16 protein-coding genes are annotated in these 16,362 nt (G+C 62.8%); 8 read left to right on the forward strand and 8 right to left on the reverse strand.

The features are described from left to right. Nucleotides 1-80: 80 nt before the first annotated feature. The 4 genes from EZV60_RS09445 to pyrH are packed head-to-tail and all read right to left on the reverse strand — an operon-like array spanning nt 81 to nt 2,944. Entirely contained in the window at nt 81-863 is a 783-nt protein-coding gene (locus tag EZV60_RS09445; RefSeq protein ID WP_135504803.1) for a phosphatidate cytidylyltransferase, read from the reverse strand. After that, nucleotides 860-1,600, reverse strand: coding sequence for an undecaprenyl pyrophosphate synthase (locus EZV60_RS09450; protein WP_135504805.1), 741 nt, complete (start codon nt 1,598-1,600; stop codon nt 860-862). The genes EZV60_RS09445 and EZV60_RS09450 overlap by 4 nt, the downstream gene beginning before the upstream one ends. 1 nt (nt 1,601) lies before the next feature. Beyond that, nucleotides 1,602-2,165, reverse strand: coding sequence for a ribosome recycling factor (frr, locus tag EZV60_RS09455; RefSeq protein WP_135504807.1), 564 nt, complete (start codon nt 2,163-2,165; stop codon nt 1,602-1,604). A gap of 47 nt (nt 2,166-2,212) precedes the next feature. Continuing rightward, the gene (gene pyrH / locus EZV60_RS09460; RefSeq protein ID WP_135504809.1) at nt 2,213-2,944 is read right to left on the reverse strand and encodes a UMP kinase; all 732 of its coding nucleotides are present in this window, start codon (nt 2,942-2,944) and stop codon (nt 2,213-2,215) included. A gap of 225 nt (nt 2,945-3,169) precedes the next feature. Between pyrH and miaA the strand changes: the two genes are divergently transcribed. From miaA to EZV60_RS09475, 3 genes are all read left to right on the forward strand, one after another. Further along, the gene (gene miaA, locus EZV60_RS09465) at nt 3,170-4,051 is read left to right on the forward strand and encodes a tRNA (adenosine(37)-N6)-dimethylallyltransferase MiaA (RefSeq protein WP_135504811.1); all 882 of its coding nucleotides are present in this window, start codon (nt 3,170-3,172) and stop codon (nt 4,049-4,051) included. A gap of 77 nt (nt 4,052-4,128) precedes the next feature. Next, nucleotides 4,129-4,929, forward strand: a complete 801-nt coding sequence (locus EZV60_RS09470) for an AraC family transcriptional regulator (protein ID WP_135504813.1) — start codon at nt 4,129-4,131, stop codon at nt 4,927-4,929. Between the two features lie 54 nt (nt 4,930-4,983). After that, nucleotides 4,984-6,633, forward strand: a complete 1,650-nt coding sequence (locus tag EZV60_RS09475; RefSeq protein WP_135504815.1) for an ABC transporter substrate-binding protein — start codon at nt 4,984-4,986, stop codon at nt 6,631-6,633. A 16-nt stretch (nt 6,634-6,649) separates the two neighbouring features. Here EZV60_RS09475 and EZV60_RS09480 read toward each other — a convergent pair whose 3' ends face one another. Next, nucleotides 6,650-7,243 (reverse strand): lytic transglycosylase domain-containing protein, encoded by a 594-nt coding sequence (locus EZV60_RS09480; RefSeq protein WP_135504818.1) that lies wholly within the window; start codon nt 7,241-7,243, stop codon nt 6,650-6,652. Nucleotides 7,244-7,429: 186 nt separating this feature from the next. Between EZV60_RS09480 and ssb the strand changes: the two genes are divergently transcribed. From ssb to EZV60_RS09505, 5 genes are all read left to right on the forward strand, one after another. Then, nucleotides 7,430-7,915 (forward strand): single-stranded DNA-binding protein, encoded by a 486-nt coding sequence (gene ssb, locus EZV60_RS09485; protein ID WP_135504820.1) that lies wholly within the window; start codon nt 7,430-7,432, stop codon nt 7,913-7,915. A gap of 167 nt (nt 7,916-8,082) precedes the next feature. Next, the gene (locus EZV60_RS09490; RefSeq protein WP_135504822.1) at nt 8,083-8,973 is read left to right on the forward strand and encodes a GNAT family N-acetyltransferase; all 891 of its coding nucleotides are present in this window, start codon (nt 8,083-8,085) and stop codon (nt 8,971-8,973) included. 72 nt (nt 8,974-9,045) lie between these two features. After that, entirely contained in the window at nt 9,046-10,866 is a 1,821-nt protein-coding gene (gene typA / locus EZV60_RS09495) for a translational GTPase TypA (protein ID WP_135504824.1), read from the forward strand. A gap of 68 nt (nt 10,867-10,934) precedes the next feature. Beyond that, nucleotides 10,935-11,615 carry a M48 family metallopeptidase gene (locus tag EZV60_RS09500; RefSeq protein WP_135504827.1) on the forward strand — a complete coding sequence of 227 codons (681 nt, stop codon included), beginning with the start codon at nt 10,935-10,937 and terminating at the stop codon, nt 11,613-11,615. Nucleotides 11,616-11,713: 98 nt separating this feature from the next. Beyond that, nucleotides 11,714-13,921, forward strand: a complete 2,208-nt coding sequence (locus EZV60_RS09505; protein ID WP_135504829.1) for a fused MFS/spermidine synthase — start codon at nt 11,714-11,716, stop codon at nt 13,919-13,921. A 28-nt stretch (nt 13,922-13,949) separates the two neighbouring features. Here the strand turns inward: EZV60_RS09505 and EZV60_RS09510 are convergent, their stop codons facing one another. The 3 genes from EZV60_RS09510 to EZV60_RS09520 are packed head-to-tail and all read right to left on the reverse strand — an operon-like array spanning nt 13,950 to nt 16,355. Then, nucleotides 13,950-14,489 (reverse strand): RSP_2648 family PIN domain-containing protein, encoded by a 540-nt coding sequence (locus tag EZV60_RS09510; protein WP_135504831.1) that lies wholly within the window; start codon nt 14,487-14,489, stop codon nt 13,950-13,952. Continuing rightward, nucleotides 14,486-15,682, reverse strand: coding sequence for an RSP_2647 family RNA methyltransferase (locus EZV60_RS09515; protein WP_135504833.1), 1,197 nt, complete (start codon nt 15,680-15,682; stop codon nt 14,486-14,488). Before EZV60_RS09515 ends, EZV60_RS09510 begins: the two co-directional genes overlap by 4 nt. Nucleotides 15,683-15,719: 37 nt before the next feature. Further along, nucleotides 15,720-16,355, reverse strand: a complete 636-nt coding sequence (locus EZV60_RS09520; protein WP_135504835.1) for a DUF6778 family protein — start codon at nt 16,353-16,355, stop codon at nt 15,720-15,722. Nucleotides 16,356-16,362: the final 7 nt, after the last annotated feature.

Here is a 16,362-nt window from a genome sequence, read left to right on the forward strand (position 1 = left end):
ATCAAGGGCGCAGGTGGCAGTATTAAGGCCAGACCCCGCCCGGAAAGGCGCGTCCTGCGCGCGATTTTGGGGCAAACGCCTCATCCGCCCGTCCCGGGCAACAGCCCCAGCGCCCACAACAACAGCGTCACCGCACTGGCCCCCAGAAGCGCGTCGAACCGGTCGAAGACGCCGCCGTGGCCGGGAATCAGCGACGAACTGTCCTTGACCCCCTGCCGCCGCTTCACCGCGCTTTCGAAGATATCGCCCATCTGCCCCGCAAAGCCCACAAGAACCGACACCACGATCAGCCACGGATCCGCCCCCAGCGGCCCGGCGAAGGCCGCGCCGATCACCGCGGCCAGCGCCCAGCCCGCCACCGTGCCCGACCATGTCTTCTTGGGGCTGAGGCGCGGCCAGAACTTCGGCCCGCCCAGCATGCGCCCGGCGAAATAGCCCATCACGTCCGACGCGATCACCACCGCGATAAGCCACGCAAGCCACAACTTGCCCTCCTCGCTTCTCAGCCAGATCAGCGCGAAAGAAGCCAGCATCACCCACGCCGTCATGCCGAACAGCATCAGCCGGTCGCGCGGCACCTGCCCCGCCGCGACAAAGCCCGGCGCCAGCAGCAGCGGCAGCGCGAGAACGCCCGGCGCCCAGCCCGCCAAGAGCAGCACCACGCCCGCCAGCACGCCTAGGCCCACCGCCTGACCGGCCCGGAACATGCGCGCGGTCTCCCACGCCATCAGGCCGCAGATGGCAGCAGAGAGAAGCGCGAAAAGCGGGCCGCCCATCCAGACCGCAAACAACCCGAAAACCGCCATGGCGATCCCGGAATAGACCCTCGGCGCCAGATCGTGCCATCGCGCGGCTGCGCTCATGCCGACACGGCCCCAAACCGCCGGTCACGCGCGCCATAACCGCTCAGAAGCTCGCCGAAGATCTTGGCGGTGAAGTCCGGCCAGAGCGTGTCGATGAACTCGTATTCCGCATAGGCCGACTGCCACAGCAGAAAGTTGGAAATCCGCGCCTCGCCCGAGGTGCGGATCACCAGGTCCGGATCAGGCAAAACGTAAGTATCCAAATACCTTGGAAGCGTTTCTTCATCCACGTCTTCCGGCCGCAAACGGCCCTCGGCCACGTCGCGCGCCAGCCGCTGGGTGGCGCGGGTCACCTCGTCGCGCCCGCCATAGTTCAGCGCGATCGTCAGGTTCGTGCCGGTGCAGCCCTCGGTCATCGCCTCGGCCTCGTCCATCAGCCCGCGCAGCTTCGCATCAAGCCGCGGCCGGTCGCCGATAAAGCGCACCCGCACGTTTTCCTTCACGAATTCCTGCATCTCTTTCATGATGTACCGGCGAAAGAGGCTCATCAGGCCCGCGACCTCGGTCTGGGTCCGCTTCCAGTTCTCCGTGGAAAAGGCAAAGATCGTCAGGTACTTGACCCCGAAATCAGGACAGGACGACACAATCTCGCGCACCCGGCGCGCGCCGGCATGGTGCCCGAAAAGCCGCGGGCGCCCGCGCTTCTGGGCCCAGCGTCCGTTGCCGTCCATGATGATCGCGACATGGCGCGGGCCCGTGCGGGGCGCTGTCTTGGCCGGGTCGCGGGGCTTTGCCATCTCAGACCTGCATGATCTCAGCTTGCTTGGCCTCAAGCGCCTCGTCCACGGCCTTGATATAGCTGTCGGTCATCTCCTGCACCGCGCTTTCCCAAAATTTCTGGTCGTCCTCGGACAACCCGTCGGCCTTGGCTTTCTTGATCCGGTCCATCCCGTCGCGGCGCACATTGCGCACCGCCACCCGGGCGCTTTCGGCATATTGCGCGGCCACGCGGCTCAGTTCCTTGCGGCGCTCCTCGTTCAGTTCGGGAATGGGCAGCATGATGATCGTGCCGTTCATCTGCGGGTTGATGCCCAGCCCGCTTTCGCGAATGGCCTTCTCGACCTTGTTCACAAGGCCCTTATCCCAGACATTGATCGTGACCATGCGCGGCTCGGGCACGTTGACGGTGCCCACCTGGTTGATCGGGGTCTTCTGGCCATAGGCCTCGACCATCACCGGCTCCAGCATGCTGGCACTCGCCCGCCCCGTGCGCAACGAGGCGAACTCCGTCCTGAGCGAGGCCATCGCCCCGTCCATCCGGCGCTCCAGATCGCCTGTGTCCAGTTCAAAATCATCCGCCATGAATGTTTGTCCTTCTTCCTGCCCGGCGCGTTTCGGCCCTTTTAGCCTCAGCCATGCACCTTTGTATAGGTGCCTGTTCCATCCAGAATCGCGCGGAACCCGCCCGGCTCGTCCAGGCTGAAGACGATGATCGGCAGGCTGTTGTCCCGCGCCAGCGCGATGGCGCTCGCGTCCATCACGTTCAGGTGCCGCGTCAGCACCTCGTCATAGGTGACGTGATCGAACCGCACCGCGTCGTCGTGAATCTTGGGGTCCTTGTCATAAACCCCGTCCACCTTCGTGCCCTTGAAGATCGCCTCGCAGGCCATCTCGTTGGCGCGCAGCGTGGCGGCGGTGTCGGTCGTGAAATAAGGGTTGCCGGTGCCGGCGGCGAAAATGCAGACCCGCTTTTTCTCCAGGTGGCGCACCGCGCGGCGGCGGATATAGGGCTCGGCGATCTCGTCCATGCGTATCGCGGTGATCACCCGGCAGTAGACCCCCAGCTTTTCCAGCGCGCTTTGCATTGCCAGCGCGTTCATCACCGTGGCCAGCATACCCATGTAATCTGCGGTCGTGCGTTCCATGCCCTGCGCGGATCCCTGCAGACCGCGAAAGATATTGCCGCCGCCGATCACCATGCAGATCTCGACGCCCATCTCGTGCACGATCTTCACCTCACGGGCGATCCGCTCGACCGTCGGAGGGTTCAGCCCGTATCCCTGATCCCCCATCAACGCCTCACCGGAAATCTTCAGAAGAACGCGGCGAAACTTGGTGGGCTCAGAGGCGGTATCGGGCATGGAAGGCTCCTGCGGTGGTTCGCTGGCGCAAAATGTCGGAAAAGCGGTCCGGGTTCAATCGTCAAACCGGACAGGGCGGGGAAATTGCCGATAATAACCGGTGTCACGGTCGCGTGCCCTGCCCGGCCGCGCCACACGCCGAAGTTCGTTTTGCGCGCGAGGGCCAATGCCAAAGCCGATCACACCCCCATTCAGCTTCCCTCAAAAACCCTCTAAACCACACCCATGCCGTCCCTGCCCGATATCCCTCATGATCAACCTGTGCTCATCGCCGGGCCGACTGCCTCGGGAAAATCCGCCCTTGCGCTCGCTATTGCCGAGACGGGCGGCGGGCAGATCGTCAACGCAGACGCGATCCAGGTCTTCGCCAATTGGCGCGTGCTCACCGCGCGTCCCACTCCCGAGGACGAGGCCGCCGTGCCGCACCGGCTTTACGGCCACGTGCCAGGCGATGCGGCCTATTCGGCGGGGCACTGGCTGCGCGAGGTGGCGCCGATCCTTCTCTGGGGACCGCGCCCGATCATCGTCGGCGGCACCGGGCTCTACTTTTCCGCCCTGACCGAAGGGCTGGCCGACATTCCGCCCACCCCGACCGAGATTCGGGCCGAAGCCGATGCGATGCTGGCCCGCGAAGGTCTGTCGCGCCTTCTGGCCGATCTTGACCCCGTCACCCTGGCGCGGATCGATCAACGTAACCCAATGCGCGTCCAGCGCGCGTGGGAAGTGCAGCGCGCCACCGGGCGCGGCATGGCCGCGTGGCAGGACGACACGCCGCCGCCGCTACTACCGCTCTCCGACGTTGCGGCCTTCGTCGTCGATGCGCCGAAGGCGTATCTCGACCCCCGTATCGAACGGCGCTTTGACGCGATGTTAAAGGCCGGCGCGCTCGACGAGGCCCGGGCGAATCTGCCCGGCTGGGACCCCGCCCGCCTGTCGGCCAAGGCCATCGGCGCGCCGGAGCTGATCGCCCACCTGAAGGGCGAGCTCGATCTCGACGCCGCGCGCGCGGCGGTTCTCGTGGCGACACGGCAATACGCCAAACGACAGCGCACCTGGTTTCGCGCCCGGATGAAAAGCTGGCGATGGATCTCCGCAGAGACCTTGTGACTTTTGTACATTTTGGCCAAACCGGGGTCTGAACCCTGTACAAATTGTACAAAACTCCTGTTTTTCCCGAGGCTCTCTTGCCCAATCACGCCCGCCTTCTCACCCTCGCTCAATGGACCGGGCCCGCCGCCTGGCGCGCCACCCTGCCCCACAGCAGCGCGCGCGCTGCTCTGGTTTGGATCACGCGCGGGCAAGGTCGCGCGCTCTTGGGCGGACGGCGGCGCGGGCTTGGTGTGCACACCGCGCTCGCCCTGCCCGCACGGACGCTTTTCGCGCTAGAGACCGGCCCGCAAAGCTTTGGTCTTGTTTGTGAATTTCCCGCCGGCTCGGCCTGGCCCATGCCGGACGAGCCGACCCTTCTGCGCGTGCGCGACACCCGCGCGCAGGCCGAACTGACCACACTTCTGGAGACGATGCAGCGCGAACAGAATGAAACGCGCGCCTTTCTCGACGAGGCGCTGAACGCCCAGGCCAGCCTTCTGACCGTCTGGCTGCGCCGCGCGATCCTCGCCCGGCAGGACGATCCCGCCAAGCCTTCGGCGGCCGAAACCCTCGCCGCCGCCTATGCGGCCCTGGTCGAGCGCGACTATGCTAAGGGTCTGGCAATGCAGGATTTTGCTCGCGGCCTCGGGGTCACGCCGACCCATCTGACCCGCATCTGCAAGACATCCTCGGGCATGACCGCCTCGGCGCTTCTTACCGGTCGCATCCTGCACGCAGCGCGCGACCTCTTGGAGACAACCGACCTGCCGGCTAACCGCATCGCCGCCATGCTCGGCTTCCGCAGCGCCGCCTATTTCTCGCGCTTCGTCCAGAAACACACCGGAACCCCCCCAACAACGTTGCGCAAAACGCCGCCGCGCGCCACGATCGCTTGATTTCCGGCGCGGCGCGATGTGAGATGGCTCCAACGCCCCGCGCCCGTGAGCCTTATGCCCCATCCACCGCATCCCGCCCTGTTCGACCTGACCCGCGACCTGCACGCCCGAAAGCTCTCCCGCCGCGAGTTTTTGACCCGCGCCACGGCGCTTGGGCTGACCGCATCCGCAGCCTTGGGTCTCTCAGGCGCGCCGCAAACGGCGCGCGCTGACACCTCCATCGCACGCGGCGGCACGCTGCGTATTCAGCAATTGGTCAAGGAACTGCATGATCCACGGCTCTATGACTGGAGCGAGAAAGGCAATCAAACCAGAGGCTTCCTTGAGTATCTCGTCCAACTGAACCGCGACGGCACGCTGCAGGGAATGCTGCTCGAAAGTTGGGAGGCCAACGCGGATGCCACCCGCTATGTGCTGCATCTGCGGCCCGACGTGACGTGGAGCAATGGCGACGGGTTCACCGCCGAGGACGTCGTGCACAATTTCACCCGGTGGTGCGATACCGCGACGCCCGGCAACTCGATGACGTCGCGCCTGGTCTCGCTGATCGATCCGCAGACCGGACAGATGCGCGCCGAGGCTGTGACAGTCGAGGACGACCTCACACTCACGCTTTCGCTCGGATCGCCGGATATCGCGCTCATCGCGAACCTGTCGGATTACCCCGCCGCCGTCATGCATCGCGCCTATGCCGGAGAGAATCCTTTCGACTTCGGGATCGGCACCGGCCCCTATCGCCCGGTCGAGAATATCCCGGGCACAAGATGCATCCTCGAACGAGACCAGACCCGTGCATGGTGGGGGGCCGAGGTCTATGGCGGACCCTTCGTGGATCGCGTGGAATTCCTCGACTACGGCACCGATCCCTCAAGCTGGCTTGCCGCCGCCGAAAACGACGAGATCGACCTGCTCTACGAATCAGTGGGCAATTTCATAGACGTACTGGACACGATTGGCTGGACCCGCACGGAAACGGAAAGCGCCGCGACAATGGTCATCCGCTGCAATGCGCGCGCCGAGATCGACGGTCAGACGCCGTATGCCAACGCCGCGACCCGCCGCGCACTGGCACTCGCGGTCGACAATGAGATCTGCCTGGAACTTGGCTATGCAGGGTTCGGCGAAGTTGCCGCGAACGATCACGTCAGCCCGATCCATCCGGCCCACGCCGAGATTGGCCCTCCGGAGTTCGATCCGGTCGAGGCCCGGCGGCTTTTGTCCGACGCCGGGATGGCGGATTTCGAGCACGAGCTGATCACCATCGACGACGAGTGGCAGCGCAACACCGGGGATGCGGTCGCCGCCCTATTGCAGGACGCCGGCATAAAGACCCGGCGCACGATCGTGCCAGGGGCCGAATTCTGGCAGAACTGGCAGACCTATCCTTTTTCGGCCACGCAATGGAACCACCGCCCGCTCGACGTGCAGGTCCTGTCGCTGGCATACCGATCGAATGCCGTGTGGAATGAAACCGGCTTCGCCGATCCCGAGTTCGACACGGCCCTCGACCGGGCGATGGCGCTTGGCGATGCTGATAGCCGCCGCGAGATCATGCGAGAGCTGCAAACGCGCATGCGCGATCAGGGCGTGATCATCCAACCCTACTGGCGCAGGCTCTACAACCACCACAACGGCAGACTGGTCGGTGCCGATCGGCATCCGTCAAACGAGATACATGTCTGCGAGATCGGGTTCACGGCCTAGGTCTTCAGGGGCGCTATCAGCTGCCCCAGATGATCTTCACGTAATTCCGGGTTTCCTTGTAGGGCGGCACGCCCCCGTGTCTTTCAACCGCTTTCGGCCCGGCATTATAGGCCGCTAGAGCGAGGCGCCAGCTGCGAAACGTGCGGAACTGCTCCGCCAGATAGCGCGCGCCGCCTTCGAGGTTCTCGTAAGGATCGTGAGGATCGACGCCTAGATAAGACGCCGTGCCGGGCATCAACTGCGCCAGTCCGATCGCGCCCTTGTGCGACCGAGCCCGGGCGTTCCAGCCCGACTCCTGCTGGACCAGCCGCAGGAACAGATCTTCGGGTACGCCGTGGCGGCGTGCGGCCTGACGCGCCATCCCCAGATACGGACCGTTGTAACGTCCCGCAAAGCCTTTTCTCGGCTCGTCGTCCCATTTGCTGGGGGTCTTCACACGCTCGGGCTGTAGACGCACAGACGCTTTGTACTGGTCGCGCGCCCGCGTATCGAGCACCTTGGTCTGGGACTTGAAAATCCGCGATTTACCCTGGGTGGAAAAGATGTCCGCCTGTCCGGCTATGGGCCATGTCATCGCCAAAGCCGTCACCGCAACCGCAAGTCTTCGCATACCACTCTCCACCCGGCCTTTCGCAGATGGGCGGCACTATACCGCGTTCACCTCAAATTGCCAGACCCACGGAGCTGGAAACGCGGTCTCTCAAAATCAAGTCGTTTTTTATCTTTCCTTCACCTCTTTGCGATGGTGTAACCGGAACCAACGCAAGTCTTTCGAACCGATCTGCAAGGAGGCGCCATGGCCGGCTCAGTCAACAAAGTCATTCTCATCGGCAATCTGGGCCGCGACCCCGAGGTGCGCACGTTTCAGAACGGCGGCAAGGTCTGCAATCTGCGTATTGCGACGTCCGAGAACTGGAAGGACCGGAACACCGGCGAGCGGCGCGAAAAGACCGAATGGCATTCCGTTGCCATCTTCAACGAGAACCTGGCCCGGCTGGCCGAACAGTATCTGCGCAAGGGTTCCAAGGTTTATATCGAGGGCAAACTGGAAACCCGCAAATGGCAGGATCAGTCAGGCCAGGACCGGTATTCGACGGAGGTGGTGCTGCGGCCCTACGCCGGCGAACTGACCTTTCTCGACAGCCGCGACGGCGGTGGAGGCGGCGGCAGTTACGGAGGCGGGAGCAGCGGCGGCTATGACCGAGACCAAGGTGGCCCGTCGGACAGCGGCCCGTCGCAGAGCAGCCCGTCGCGCGATTACGACGACGAAATTCCGTTCTGACAAACGGGCACTGCACGACCTCCATAGCCTTGCCTCCGCGGCAAGGCTATTTCCTGTTTCAAGCGCGGGACAACGTTGCGAAAGACCCGGCAGAACTGGAATTGACGCATATTCCCATGCGTCGTGCATTAACAGTGTCTTAGGCTCAGTCAGCCCTAATCTACGGCATGAGCCATGTACTGCTTTCAGAAGATCACCTGATCCCGCCACCTGCACCGGCCGCGCTTCAACAGCATTCAAACTACGGCGCGGCGTTGCGCGCACTTGGGGTTACGGTCAACCAGTTGCAAGCCGACGGCGCGACCGCGCTTCTGGTGCGGCGGCGGATCGGGCCGGTCGGCCTGTCTTGGTTGCCACGCGGGCCGGTCATTGCGCAGGACGGCAACGCCGCAAGACTTCTTGATCACCTGCCGCGTGGAGTATCTGTGGCGATCTCCGAGACCGATCAAGCGCTGAACACCTATCGCGCGGCGGGATTCCGCCCGATCCTTCAACCACGTCAGGTCGCCGAACTGAATCTTACGGCGTCCGTTGCTGCAAGAATGGCCGCTCAGCACGGAAAGTGGCGAAATCGCCTGCGCCGTGCCTTGGATGGCCCGCTTCAGGTGAGCCATCGCCGTTTCGATCCGGTGCGCGATGTGCCGTTTCTTGCCCTCGAAGACGCCCAAAGGCGGGAAAAACGCTACGCTGCCCTGCCCCGGGCTTTCACGCAGGCCTATGCTGCCACTGCGCCAGAAGCCACACGGCTTTTTCTCGCACATCATCACGGAGAGCTTGCAGGTTTCGTCTTGCTTCTTCTGCATGCACCTGTTGCCACATACCACATTGGCTGGACGGGAACCTTAGGAAGACGCCTCGGCGCACACCCGCTCTTGTTGTGGCAGGCGGCAGGTTGGCTTGCGCAGGACGGATTCACGCGACTTGATCTCGGTTCCCTCGATCGCGACATGGCACCCGGTCTGGCACGGTTCAAACTCGGGTTCGGGGCGGCCTCCCGTCCACTCGGCCCGACGCTGTTGCGCCTACGGCGCCTCACCCCGGCCCGTGCCGCCGCCTGAGATCCTTTTCCCTCTGGCCATTCTGGCCCCATGGCGATAGGGGCCGTGCGAAACCAACCGAGGACGCATCGCATGGACCTGCGTAATATCGCCATCATTGCCCACGTGGACCACGGCAAGACCACGCTCGTGGACGAATTGCTGAAGCAATCGGGTGCCTTCCGCACCGGGCAAGCCGTTGCCGAACGCGCCATGGACAGCAACGATCTTGAGCGAGAGCGCGGCATCACCATCCTCGCAAAGGCGACGTCGGTAGAGTGGAAAGGCACGCGGATTAATATCGTCGATACTCCCGGTCACGCCGATTTTGGCGGCGAAGTTGAGCGGATCCTGTCGATGGTCGATGGCGTGGTCTTGCTGGTGGATGCAGCCGAAGGTCCGATGCCGCAGACCAAGTTCGTGACGCAAAAAGCTCTGGCCCTTGGCTTGCGTCCGATCGTGGTGCTTAACAAGGTGGATAAGCCCGACGCTGAACCTGATAGGGCGCTTGACGAATGCTTCGATCTTTTTGCTTCGCTTGATGCCAACGAGGACCAGCTGGATTTTCCGCATATGTACGCCAGTGGACGCTCGGGCTGGGCCGATCACGAGCTTGATGGACCGAGAAAGGATCTTTCGGCGCTGTTCGCCCTCATCGTGAACCACGTCCCGAAGCCCAAGCAGCTTGCGCATGTGGACGAGGATTTCCGCATGTTGGCCACCACCCTTGGTGCGGACCCCTTTGTCGGTCGCATCCTGACAGGACGGGTCGAGTCGGGCCGCCTAAAGGTCGGCGCGACGGTGCAGGCACTCAGCCGCGTGGGCCAGAAGATCGAACAGTTCCGCGTGACCAAGATCCAGGCATTTCGCGGCCTGCAACTGCAAGACATCGAAGAGGCAAGCGCCGGCGACATCGTCACGCTCGCCGGCATGTCCAAGGCGACCGTCGCCGACACCATCTGCGCCTTGGCCGTCGATACGCCCATCGCCGCGCAACCGATCGATCCGCCCACGATTTCCGTCACGTTCGGCATCAACGACAGCCCGCTGGCGGGCCGCGATGGCAAGAAGGTTCAGAGCCGTGTCATCCGCGAACGGCTGATGAAAGAGGCCGAGACGAACGTGGCAATCAAGGTGACCGACACGCCGGGCGGAGAAGCCTTCGACGTCGCAGGACGCGGCGAACTGCAGATGGGCGTGCTTATCGAGAATATGCGCCGCGAAGGGTTCGAGTTGTCTATCTCTCGTCCCCGGGTGCTGATGCGCGAAGGGGATGACGGCAAAATGCTGGAACCTATCGAGGAGGTCACGATCGACGTGGATGATGACCACTCCGGCGCGGTGATCGAAAAGCTGACCGGCCCCCGCAAGGGCGAATTGACCGAGATGAAGCCATCGGGCACCGGCAAGACCCGCATCGTCGCACTTGTGCCGTCGCGCGGTCTGATCGGCTATCACGGCGAGTTTCTGACAGACACGCGCGGCACTGGCGTGCTGAACCGGGTGTTTCATTCCTGGGCGCCACACAAGGGTCCGATCCCCGGCCGCCGCGCGGGTGTTCTTATATCGATGGAATCAGGGGATGCCGTGGCTTACGCGCTCTGGAACCTTGAAGAGCGCGGTCGGATGTTTATCGGCCCACAGGAAAAGGTCTATCAGGGCATGATCATCGGTGAGCACAGCCGCGAGAACGACCTGGAAGTGAATCCGCTCAAAGGCAAGAAGCTGACCAACGTACGCGCCAGCGGTACGGATGAGGCCGTCCGCCTGACCCCGCATGTGCAGATGTCTCTGGAACAAGCGATTTCCTATATCGACGATGATGAACTGGTCGAGGTCACACCCAACGTGATCCGACTGCGCAAGCGGCACCTTGACCCGCATGAGCGCAAGCGCGCGTCGAAATCCGCTTAACCTCAAGGTCCGCGACGACACAGGTCGTCGCGCTTGCCCCGCCGGTTTGGTCACCCCATATATGATCCATGCTGAAGTTCACCCCGATCCTTCTGGCGCTCGCCTATGCTTTCGTAATGTATCATTTCTCGTCGTGGCGCACGCGACGAGAGCTTGACGAGCGATCGACCGAACTTGCCGATCCGCGGCTCAAGGCTCTGACGGACAGGCTTGCGTCTGCGCTCGATGTGCCGCGTATCAAAGTGCATATCTACGAGATTGACCCGGTGAACGGTCTCGCGGCACCTGACGGTCGCATTTTCATAACTCGCGGTTTTTACCGAAAATTCCAGAATGGAGAGGTCACTGGCGAGGAAATGGCGAGTGTCATCGCTCATGAACTGGGGCATGTGGCGCTCGGTCATTCGCGGCGGCGCATGATCGACTTTTCCGGGCAGAACGCCCTGCGAACGGCGTTGGCGATGATCCTGTCGCGATTTCTGCCCGGCGTGGGCGTCTGGATTGCAAACGCGGTGACGTCTTTGCTAGCAGCGCGACTGTCGCGCGGAGATGAATACGAGGCCGACGAATATGCCGCCGCACTGCTGACCAAGGCCGGCATCGGCACCGGGCCGCAAAAATCGCTTTTCGAGAAACTCGAGGCGCTAACAGCATCGCGTGCGGGCGCGATGCCCGCTTGGCTGATGTCGCATCCGAAGACAGAAGAACGCATCGCGGCCATCGAAAAACTGGAAGCCCGCTGGGGTTAAGCCGGTGCTCGGCCTTAATTTAATGCCGGTCGCGCCCTAATTTTTCCGCCATTGCACGTCAGGGTCCGGGCAACGAATTCCCAATTCGAGGCCATAAAATGCAGGCGACAGGCACGACCCAGACCGCGGACCGTTCGGCTCTTCTCATCCCGGCGCTGTTCATTGCGACCATTTTCCTGAGCGCGTCTCTGTTGTTCTTCGTACAGCCGCTTTTTACGAAAATCGTGCTGCCGCAGATCGGCGGTTCGCCGGCGATCTGGACCACGGCGATGCTGTTTTTCCAGACAACGCTTATTGCGGGATACCTTTATGCGCACCTTCTGACCGGCCGCCTTCCGGTGCGCGCGCAGGTCTGGGTGCATCTGGCGGTTTGGGCTGTCGCGCTCGTTTCGCTGCCGCTGGCCATTCCGGCGGCGTGGTCCTTCGATCCCGAAGGCAGCGCCGTCTGGCAGACGCTGCTTTTGTTTGCCGCCGGCGTCGGTCTTCCCTTCTTCGCGCTTTCGGCGAATGCACCGCTTATCCAGTTCTGGTACGGACGCTCCGGCGGGCCGTCGGCTCACGATCCCTATTTCCTGTATGGAGCCTCCAATCTTGGGTCGCTCGCGGCGCTTTTGGGCTTTCCGCTGGTGGCGGAGCCGCTGTTCGGTGCAACCAGCATCGGACTGGGCTGGGCCGCGGGCTATATCGCGCTCGGCGCGTTTCTGCTTTTGAGCGGGTTTTGCGCACAGGGGCCCGCTGCAATTGCCCCGGTGGCCGATCGCCCGGCAGCCGAACGACCGGGGATGCGGCGCATCGCCTACTGGGCCTTCTTGGCCTTCATTCCGTCTTCGCTCATGCTTGCGGTAACCTCGAAAATCAGCCTCGATCTGGGATCGTTCCCACTGATCTGGGTGGTGCCGCTAGCGCTCTATCTGCTCACCTTCGTGCTATCCTTCTCCAACCGTCGACTGATGGGCGAAACGCCTTTTCGCATCGTGACCGCGCTGGTCCTTGTGTTCATGGGCCTCAGCTTCTTCGGTCTTCTTGGGCGCACGCTCGACTGGACGTCGGTGGGTCTACTGATCGTCGGCTTCTTCATCGTCGCGCTTTTCGCGCATCGCAAACTTTACGAGGCGCGGCCAGACGCGGCGTACCTTACCACTTTCTACCTGACCATGTCGGTAGGCGGCGCGCTTGGCGGGCTGTTCAATTCGATCATTGCACCCGTCATATTCGACACGCTTCTCGAAGCAGGTGTCACGGTGGTGCTTGCCGGTCTATTGCTTCTCAAACTGGACGGGCGTGAGATGCCCCTGCCCCGCGCGCTTCTTCGCGGCGCCGCAATCGGGCTGGCGGCGGCAATCCCCGCCAATCTCATCGCCCTTCTGGTCGTGGCTGAGAATTGGACCAGTACGGTTCTCTTTCTGCTTCTGGGCGGGGTGATCTGCTTGCATGTCCTGCGGCGCGATGCGGTGCAGCTTTATGCCGCCACGGTCATGCTGTTCGCTATTGGGGCGCTCCACTTGCCAGAAACCTCTCTGCTGCGCGACCGCAGTTTCTTCGGCACGCATATCGTCGCCGAGGAAAAAGGTATGCGGATCTACGGCAATGGAACCACGGTGCATGGTGCCCAAAGGCTGAGCGACGATAACAGCGCCCGCCCCGAACCGCTTTATTACTACCACGCGAACGGACCAATGGGTCAGGTCATGACATCAGAGCGCGCCGGCGATGCGAGCTCAGTCGGCATCGTCGGGCTCGGTGTCGGGTCGCTGGCGTGCTACGCACGTGACCATCAATACTGGCAGTTCTACGAAATCGATGCGCTGGTGGACAAGGTGGCCCGTACATCCGAGTATTTCCGCTTCGTGAACACCTGCACACCGGACGCGCCCACCCATCTCGGTGACGCCCGTGTTGTGCTCGCCGCACAAGAGGAAGTGAAGTACGACATTCTCGTGATCGACGCCTACAGTTCTGACTCGGTTCCGGTTCATCTGACCACGTTAGAGGCGGTGCAACTCTATATGGACAGGCTGGCCCCCGACGGGGTGCTCGTCTTCCATATCTCGAACCGGTATTACAGGATCGATCGCCCACTTGGCCGTGCCGCTGCCGAACTGGGCCTCGTGGGCCGGTACCAGAACTACAAGGGCAACGCCTCGGTTGATCCGGGCGACACGGCCTCTGTCGTCGTGACCCTCAGCCGGTCGAAGGCCGCACTTGGCGATCTGTCGGAAGACCCAAGGTGGGAGCCGCTGCGCAATGATGGCGGTCGCGTTTGGACCGACGATTTTGCCAACCTCTTGTCAATCATGGAGCGGTAACCAGCGAGGCGGACGCACGCCCCCCGCGTCACGCGACTGCTTTTGCCAACCTCGGCAGGCGCGCTTTCTTCAATAGGGCCCGCATCTCCCACGGCTCACCGGAAAGACGGCGCGCCTCTTGCAGCACGGCCTGGCACACTTGCGTCACCATGTCCGGATGCGCCTCGAATACTTGCCGCAAATAGCCGTCGGGATCAGCCCGACCTATTCCTTCTTCAGCAAGAATATGACGCGGAAAATCCCTCTTGTTGACTGTGAGGATCATGTCAGCAGACCCGGCGATGGCCGCCGCGAGGACATGGATATCGGAAGGGTCCGGCAACCATAGGCGCGCCTCAAGCGAGGGCGGCCAAGTGACCTCGGCCAAAGGCCAGTCGCGCTGCAGCAAGGCCGCCTCCGCCTCGGCCTGTATCACGCCTTCCGGCCCCAGCTTTTGCGCCGCTCGCCGCCATTCCTCTATGATCCGCGCCGACCAGAGTGGTGTGAATACGCCATGTTTCGCGACGCCCAACAGGATCTCCCGCATCACCGTCGGATAGATCACGCAGGTATCGAGCAGCGCCCTCATAGGCGAAAGAACAGCGCCTTGAGGTAGCCGGTTTCCGCCAGTTGAGGATGCAGCGGATGGTCCGGCCCCGCAAAGCCGGTATGGATCAACGGCCCTGTGCGACCCGCCCGCCCAATCCCGCGTACGCAGGCGGTGCGAAACTTGTCCAATGAAGCCGCATGCGAACACGAACAGAGCCCGAGGATGCCACCATCTGCCACAAGACCTGCGGCCAGGCGGGCAACGCGTTCGTAGGCGCGCAACCCTACATCCAGGCTTGACTTGTTCGGCGCGAAGGCTGGTGGATCACAAACTACGAGATCAAACTCGCACCCCTCCTCAGCCAATTGAGTCAGGGTGTCGAAGGCATCTCCACGCCGGATGGAGAATTGCGCAGATCGATCCATGCGGGCTGCCCCTTCGGCGGCCAAGGTCAAAGCGGGCTCGGACCCGTCTACGGCCAGAACATCGCGCGCACCGGCGGCGAGACAAGCAAGACCGAACCCGCCCACATGCGAAAAGACGTCCAGCACCCGCGCACCATGGGACAATCGTGCAGCAAAGGCATGGTTCGGACGTTGGTCGAAGAAGAGTCCGGTCTTCTGCCCCTCAACAAGATCGGCCATGTAGATGGCGCCGTTCATCGGCACGGGAATTGCGGATTGTGGTGCGAAACCTGCCAGAACGGCGTTTTGATCATCGAGGCCTTCCAACAGCCGGGCCCGACCGGAGGCGTTCTTAAGAACGGTGGTCACGCCGGTCACCGCCTGTACCTGCGCGACGAGTTCCGGCAGCATCCGCTCGGACCAGGCCGCATTGGGCTGAATCACGACAGTGTCGCCGAACCGGTCGATCACCACACCGGGCAGGCCGTCACCCTCTGCATGGACGAGGCGATAAAAGGGCGCGTCGTAGAGCCGGTTCCGCAAGGCAAATGCCGCCTCAAGCCGCGCGCGCAGCCAAGCATCGTCGATCACAGCACCTATGTCGAGGTCGAGCACGCGCGCCATTATCCGTGAGGCCGGCGTGACGGCCACGATCGCCAGCGGTTCCCGCGCGGCATCCTCGAGCAGCGCAATCGTACCTGACTCAAGATTCTTCGTGCGGCGGTCGGTGACGAGTTCGTTATCGAAAACCCAGGGGAAACCGTGCCGGATGGCGCGCGGTTGGCTCTTGGGTTTGAGGCGGATGACAGGCAAAGGGGACAGCGTCATGCCGTCCCCTTAAAGCCTTTGATCGGGCCCGAAAAGCTCAGAGTTGGTTCAGCGCGCCGATCAGCCCCAGATTGGTCGCCTGGTATCCGCCCTCGCCCGAAAGCTCGGCCTGAATGACTTGGGCCAGACGCTGAGTGATGCGGTATTTTTGGGTCACGCCACGAGCTTCGGCAGCGATGGCCGCCTGACCACCCAGCCCTTTAAAATCGGCTTTGACGAAATGCGGCTCGCCGAGGGCAACACCGGTTTCGGGATTGCGCAGGACCATGTTGAACTGGATCGCGTGCACGCCGCCGATGGTATAGCGGGTCTTCTCGCTGAGCGCGTGAAAACGCGTGACTTCGACATCAAGAATGACCGGAACGAGGCCCGGCTTCATGGTCTCGACACCTTTGCGCAATGCATTCTCGACGATTGCCTTGACCTGAGCGTGACGGTCGCCGAGAGGATCTTCGCGCCAGACGATGTCGCCACCCGGGTAGTAGCGGTTCGCCTCGGAGACCTTGAGGCTCTTAGGCACGCTCACGCGGATGTCCTGTACGTTGTATGTCAGCTCGACCGGTGCGATATCGACCGCTGCGAGGGGCGCGTTTCGCGTCGCTGTCTCGACCGAGGCGCAACCGGAAACAGCGAGCCCCATCAGGGCGATTGCCATCATTTTCTTGACTGTCATGTTTTCC

This window comes from Roseovarius aestuariivivens, from assembly GCF_004761875.1.
In the GTDB taxonomy this organism is placed as follows: Bacteria; Pseudomonadota; Alphaproteobacteria; order Rhodobacterales; family Rhodobacteraceae; genus Roseovarius; species Roseovarius aestuariivivens.

Bases quoted from the DNA above. Each gene is read 5' to 3' on its own strand.
- ssb (WP_135504820.1), top strand. From the start codon at position 7,430: ATGGCCGGCTCAGTCAACAAAGTCATTCTCATCGGCAATCTGGGCCGC.
- EZV60_RS09500 (WP_135504827.1), top strand. From the start codon at position 10,935: ATGCTGAAGTTCACCCCGATCCTTCTGGCGCTCGCCTATGCTTTCGTA.
- EZV60_RS09505 (WP_135504829.1), top strand. From the start codon at position 11,714: ATGCAGGCGACAGGCACGACCCAGACCGCGGACCGTTCGGCTCTTCTC.
- EZV60_RS09450 (WP_135504805.1), bottom strand. From the start codon at position 1,600: ATGGCAAAGCCCCGCGACCCGGCCAAGACAGCGCCCCGCACGGGCCCG.
- miaA (WP_135504811.1), top strand. From the start codon at position 3,170: ATGCCGTCCCTGCCCGATATCCCTCATGATCAACCTGTGCTCATCGCC.
- EZV60_RS09510 (WP_135504831.1), bottom strand. From the start codon at position 14,489: ATGAGGGCGCTGCTCGATACCTGCGTGATCTATCCGACGGTGATGCGG.
- EZV60_RS09490 (WP_135504822.1), top strand. From the start codon at position 8,083: ATGAGCCATGTACTGCTTTCAGAAGATCACCTGATCCCGCCACCTGCA.
- frr (WP_135504807.1), bottom strand. From the start codon at position 2,165: ATGGCGGATGATTTTGAACTGGACACAGGCGATCTGGAGCGCCGGATG.
- EZV60_RS09520 (WP_135504835.1), bottom strand. From the start codon at position 16,355: ATGACAGTCAAGAAAATGATGGCAATCGCCCTGATGGGGCTCGCTGTT.
- EZV60_RS09475 (WP_135504815.1), top strand. From the start codon at position 4,984: ATGCCCCATCCACCGCATCCCGCCCTGTTCGACCTGACCCGCGACCTG.
- EZV60_RS09480 (WP_135504818.1), bottom strand. From the start codon at position 7,243: ATGCGAAGACTTGCGGTTGCGGTGACGGCTTTGGCGATGACATGGCCC.
- typA (WP_135504824.1), top strand. From the start codon at position 9,046: ATGGACCTGCGTAATATCGCCATCATTGCCCACGTGGACCACGGCAAG.
- EZV60_RS09515 (WP_135504833.1), bottom strand. From the start codon at position 15,682: ATGACGCTGTCCCCTTTGCCTGTCATCCGCCTCAAACCCAAGAGCCAA.
- EZV60_RS09445 (WP_135504803.1), bottom strand. From the start codon at position 863: ATGAGCGCAGCCGCGCGATGGCACGATCTGGCGCCGAGGGTCTATTCC.
- pyrH (WP_135504809.1), bottom strand. From the start codon at position 2,944: ATGCCCGATACCGCCTCTGAGCCCACCAAGTTTCGCCGCGTTCTTCTG.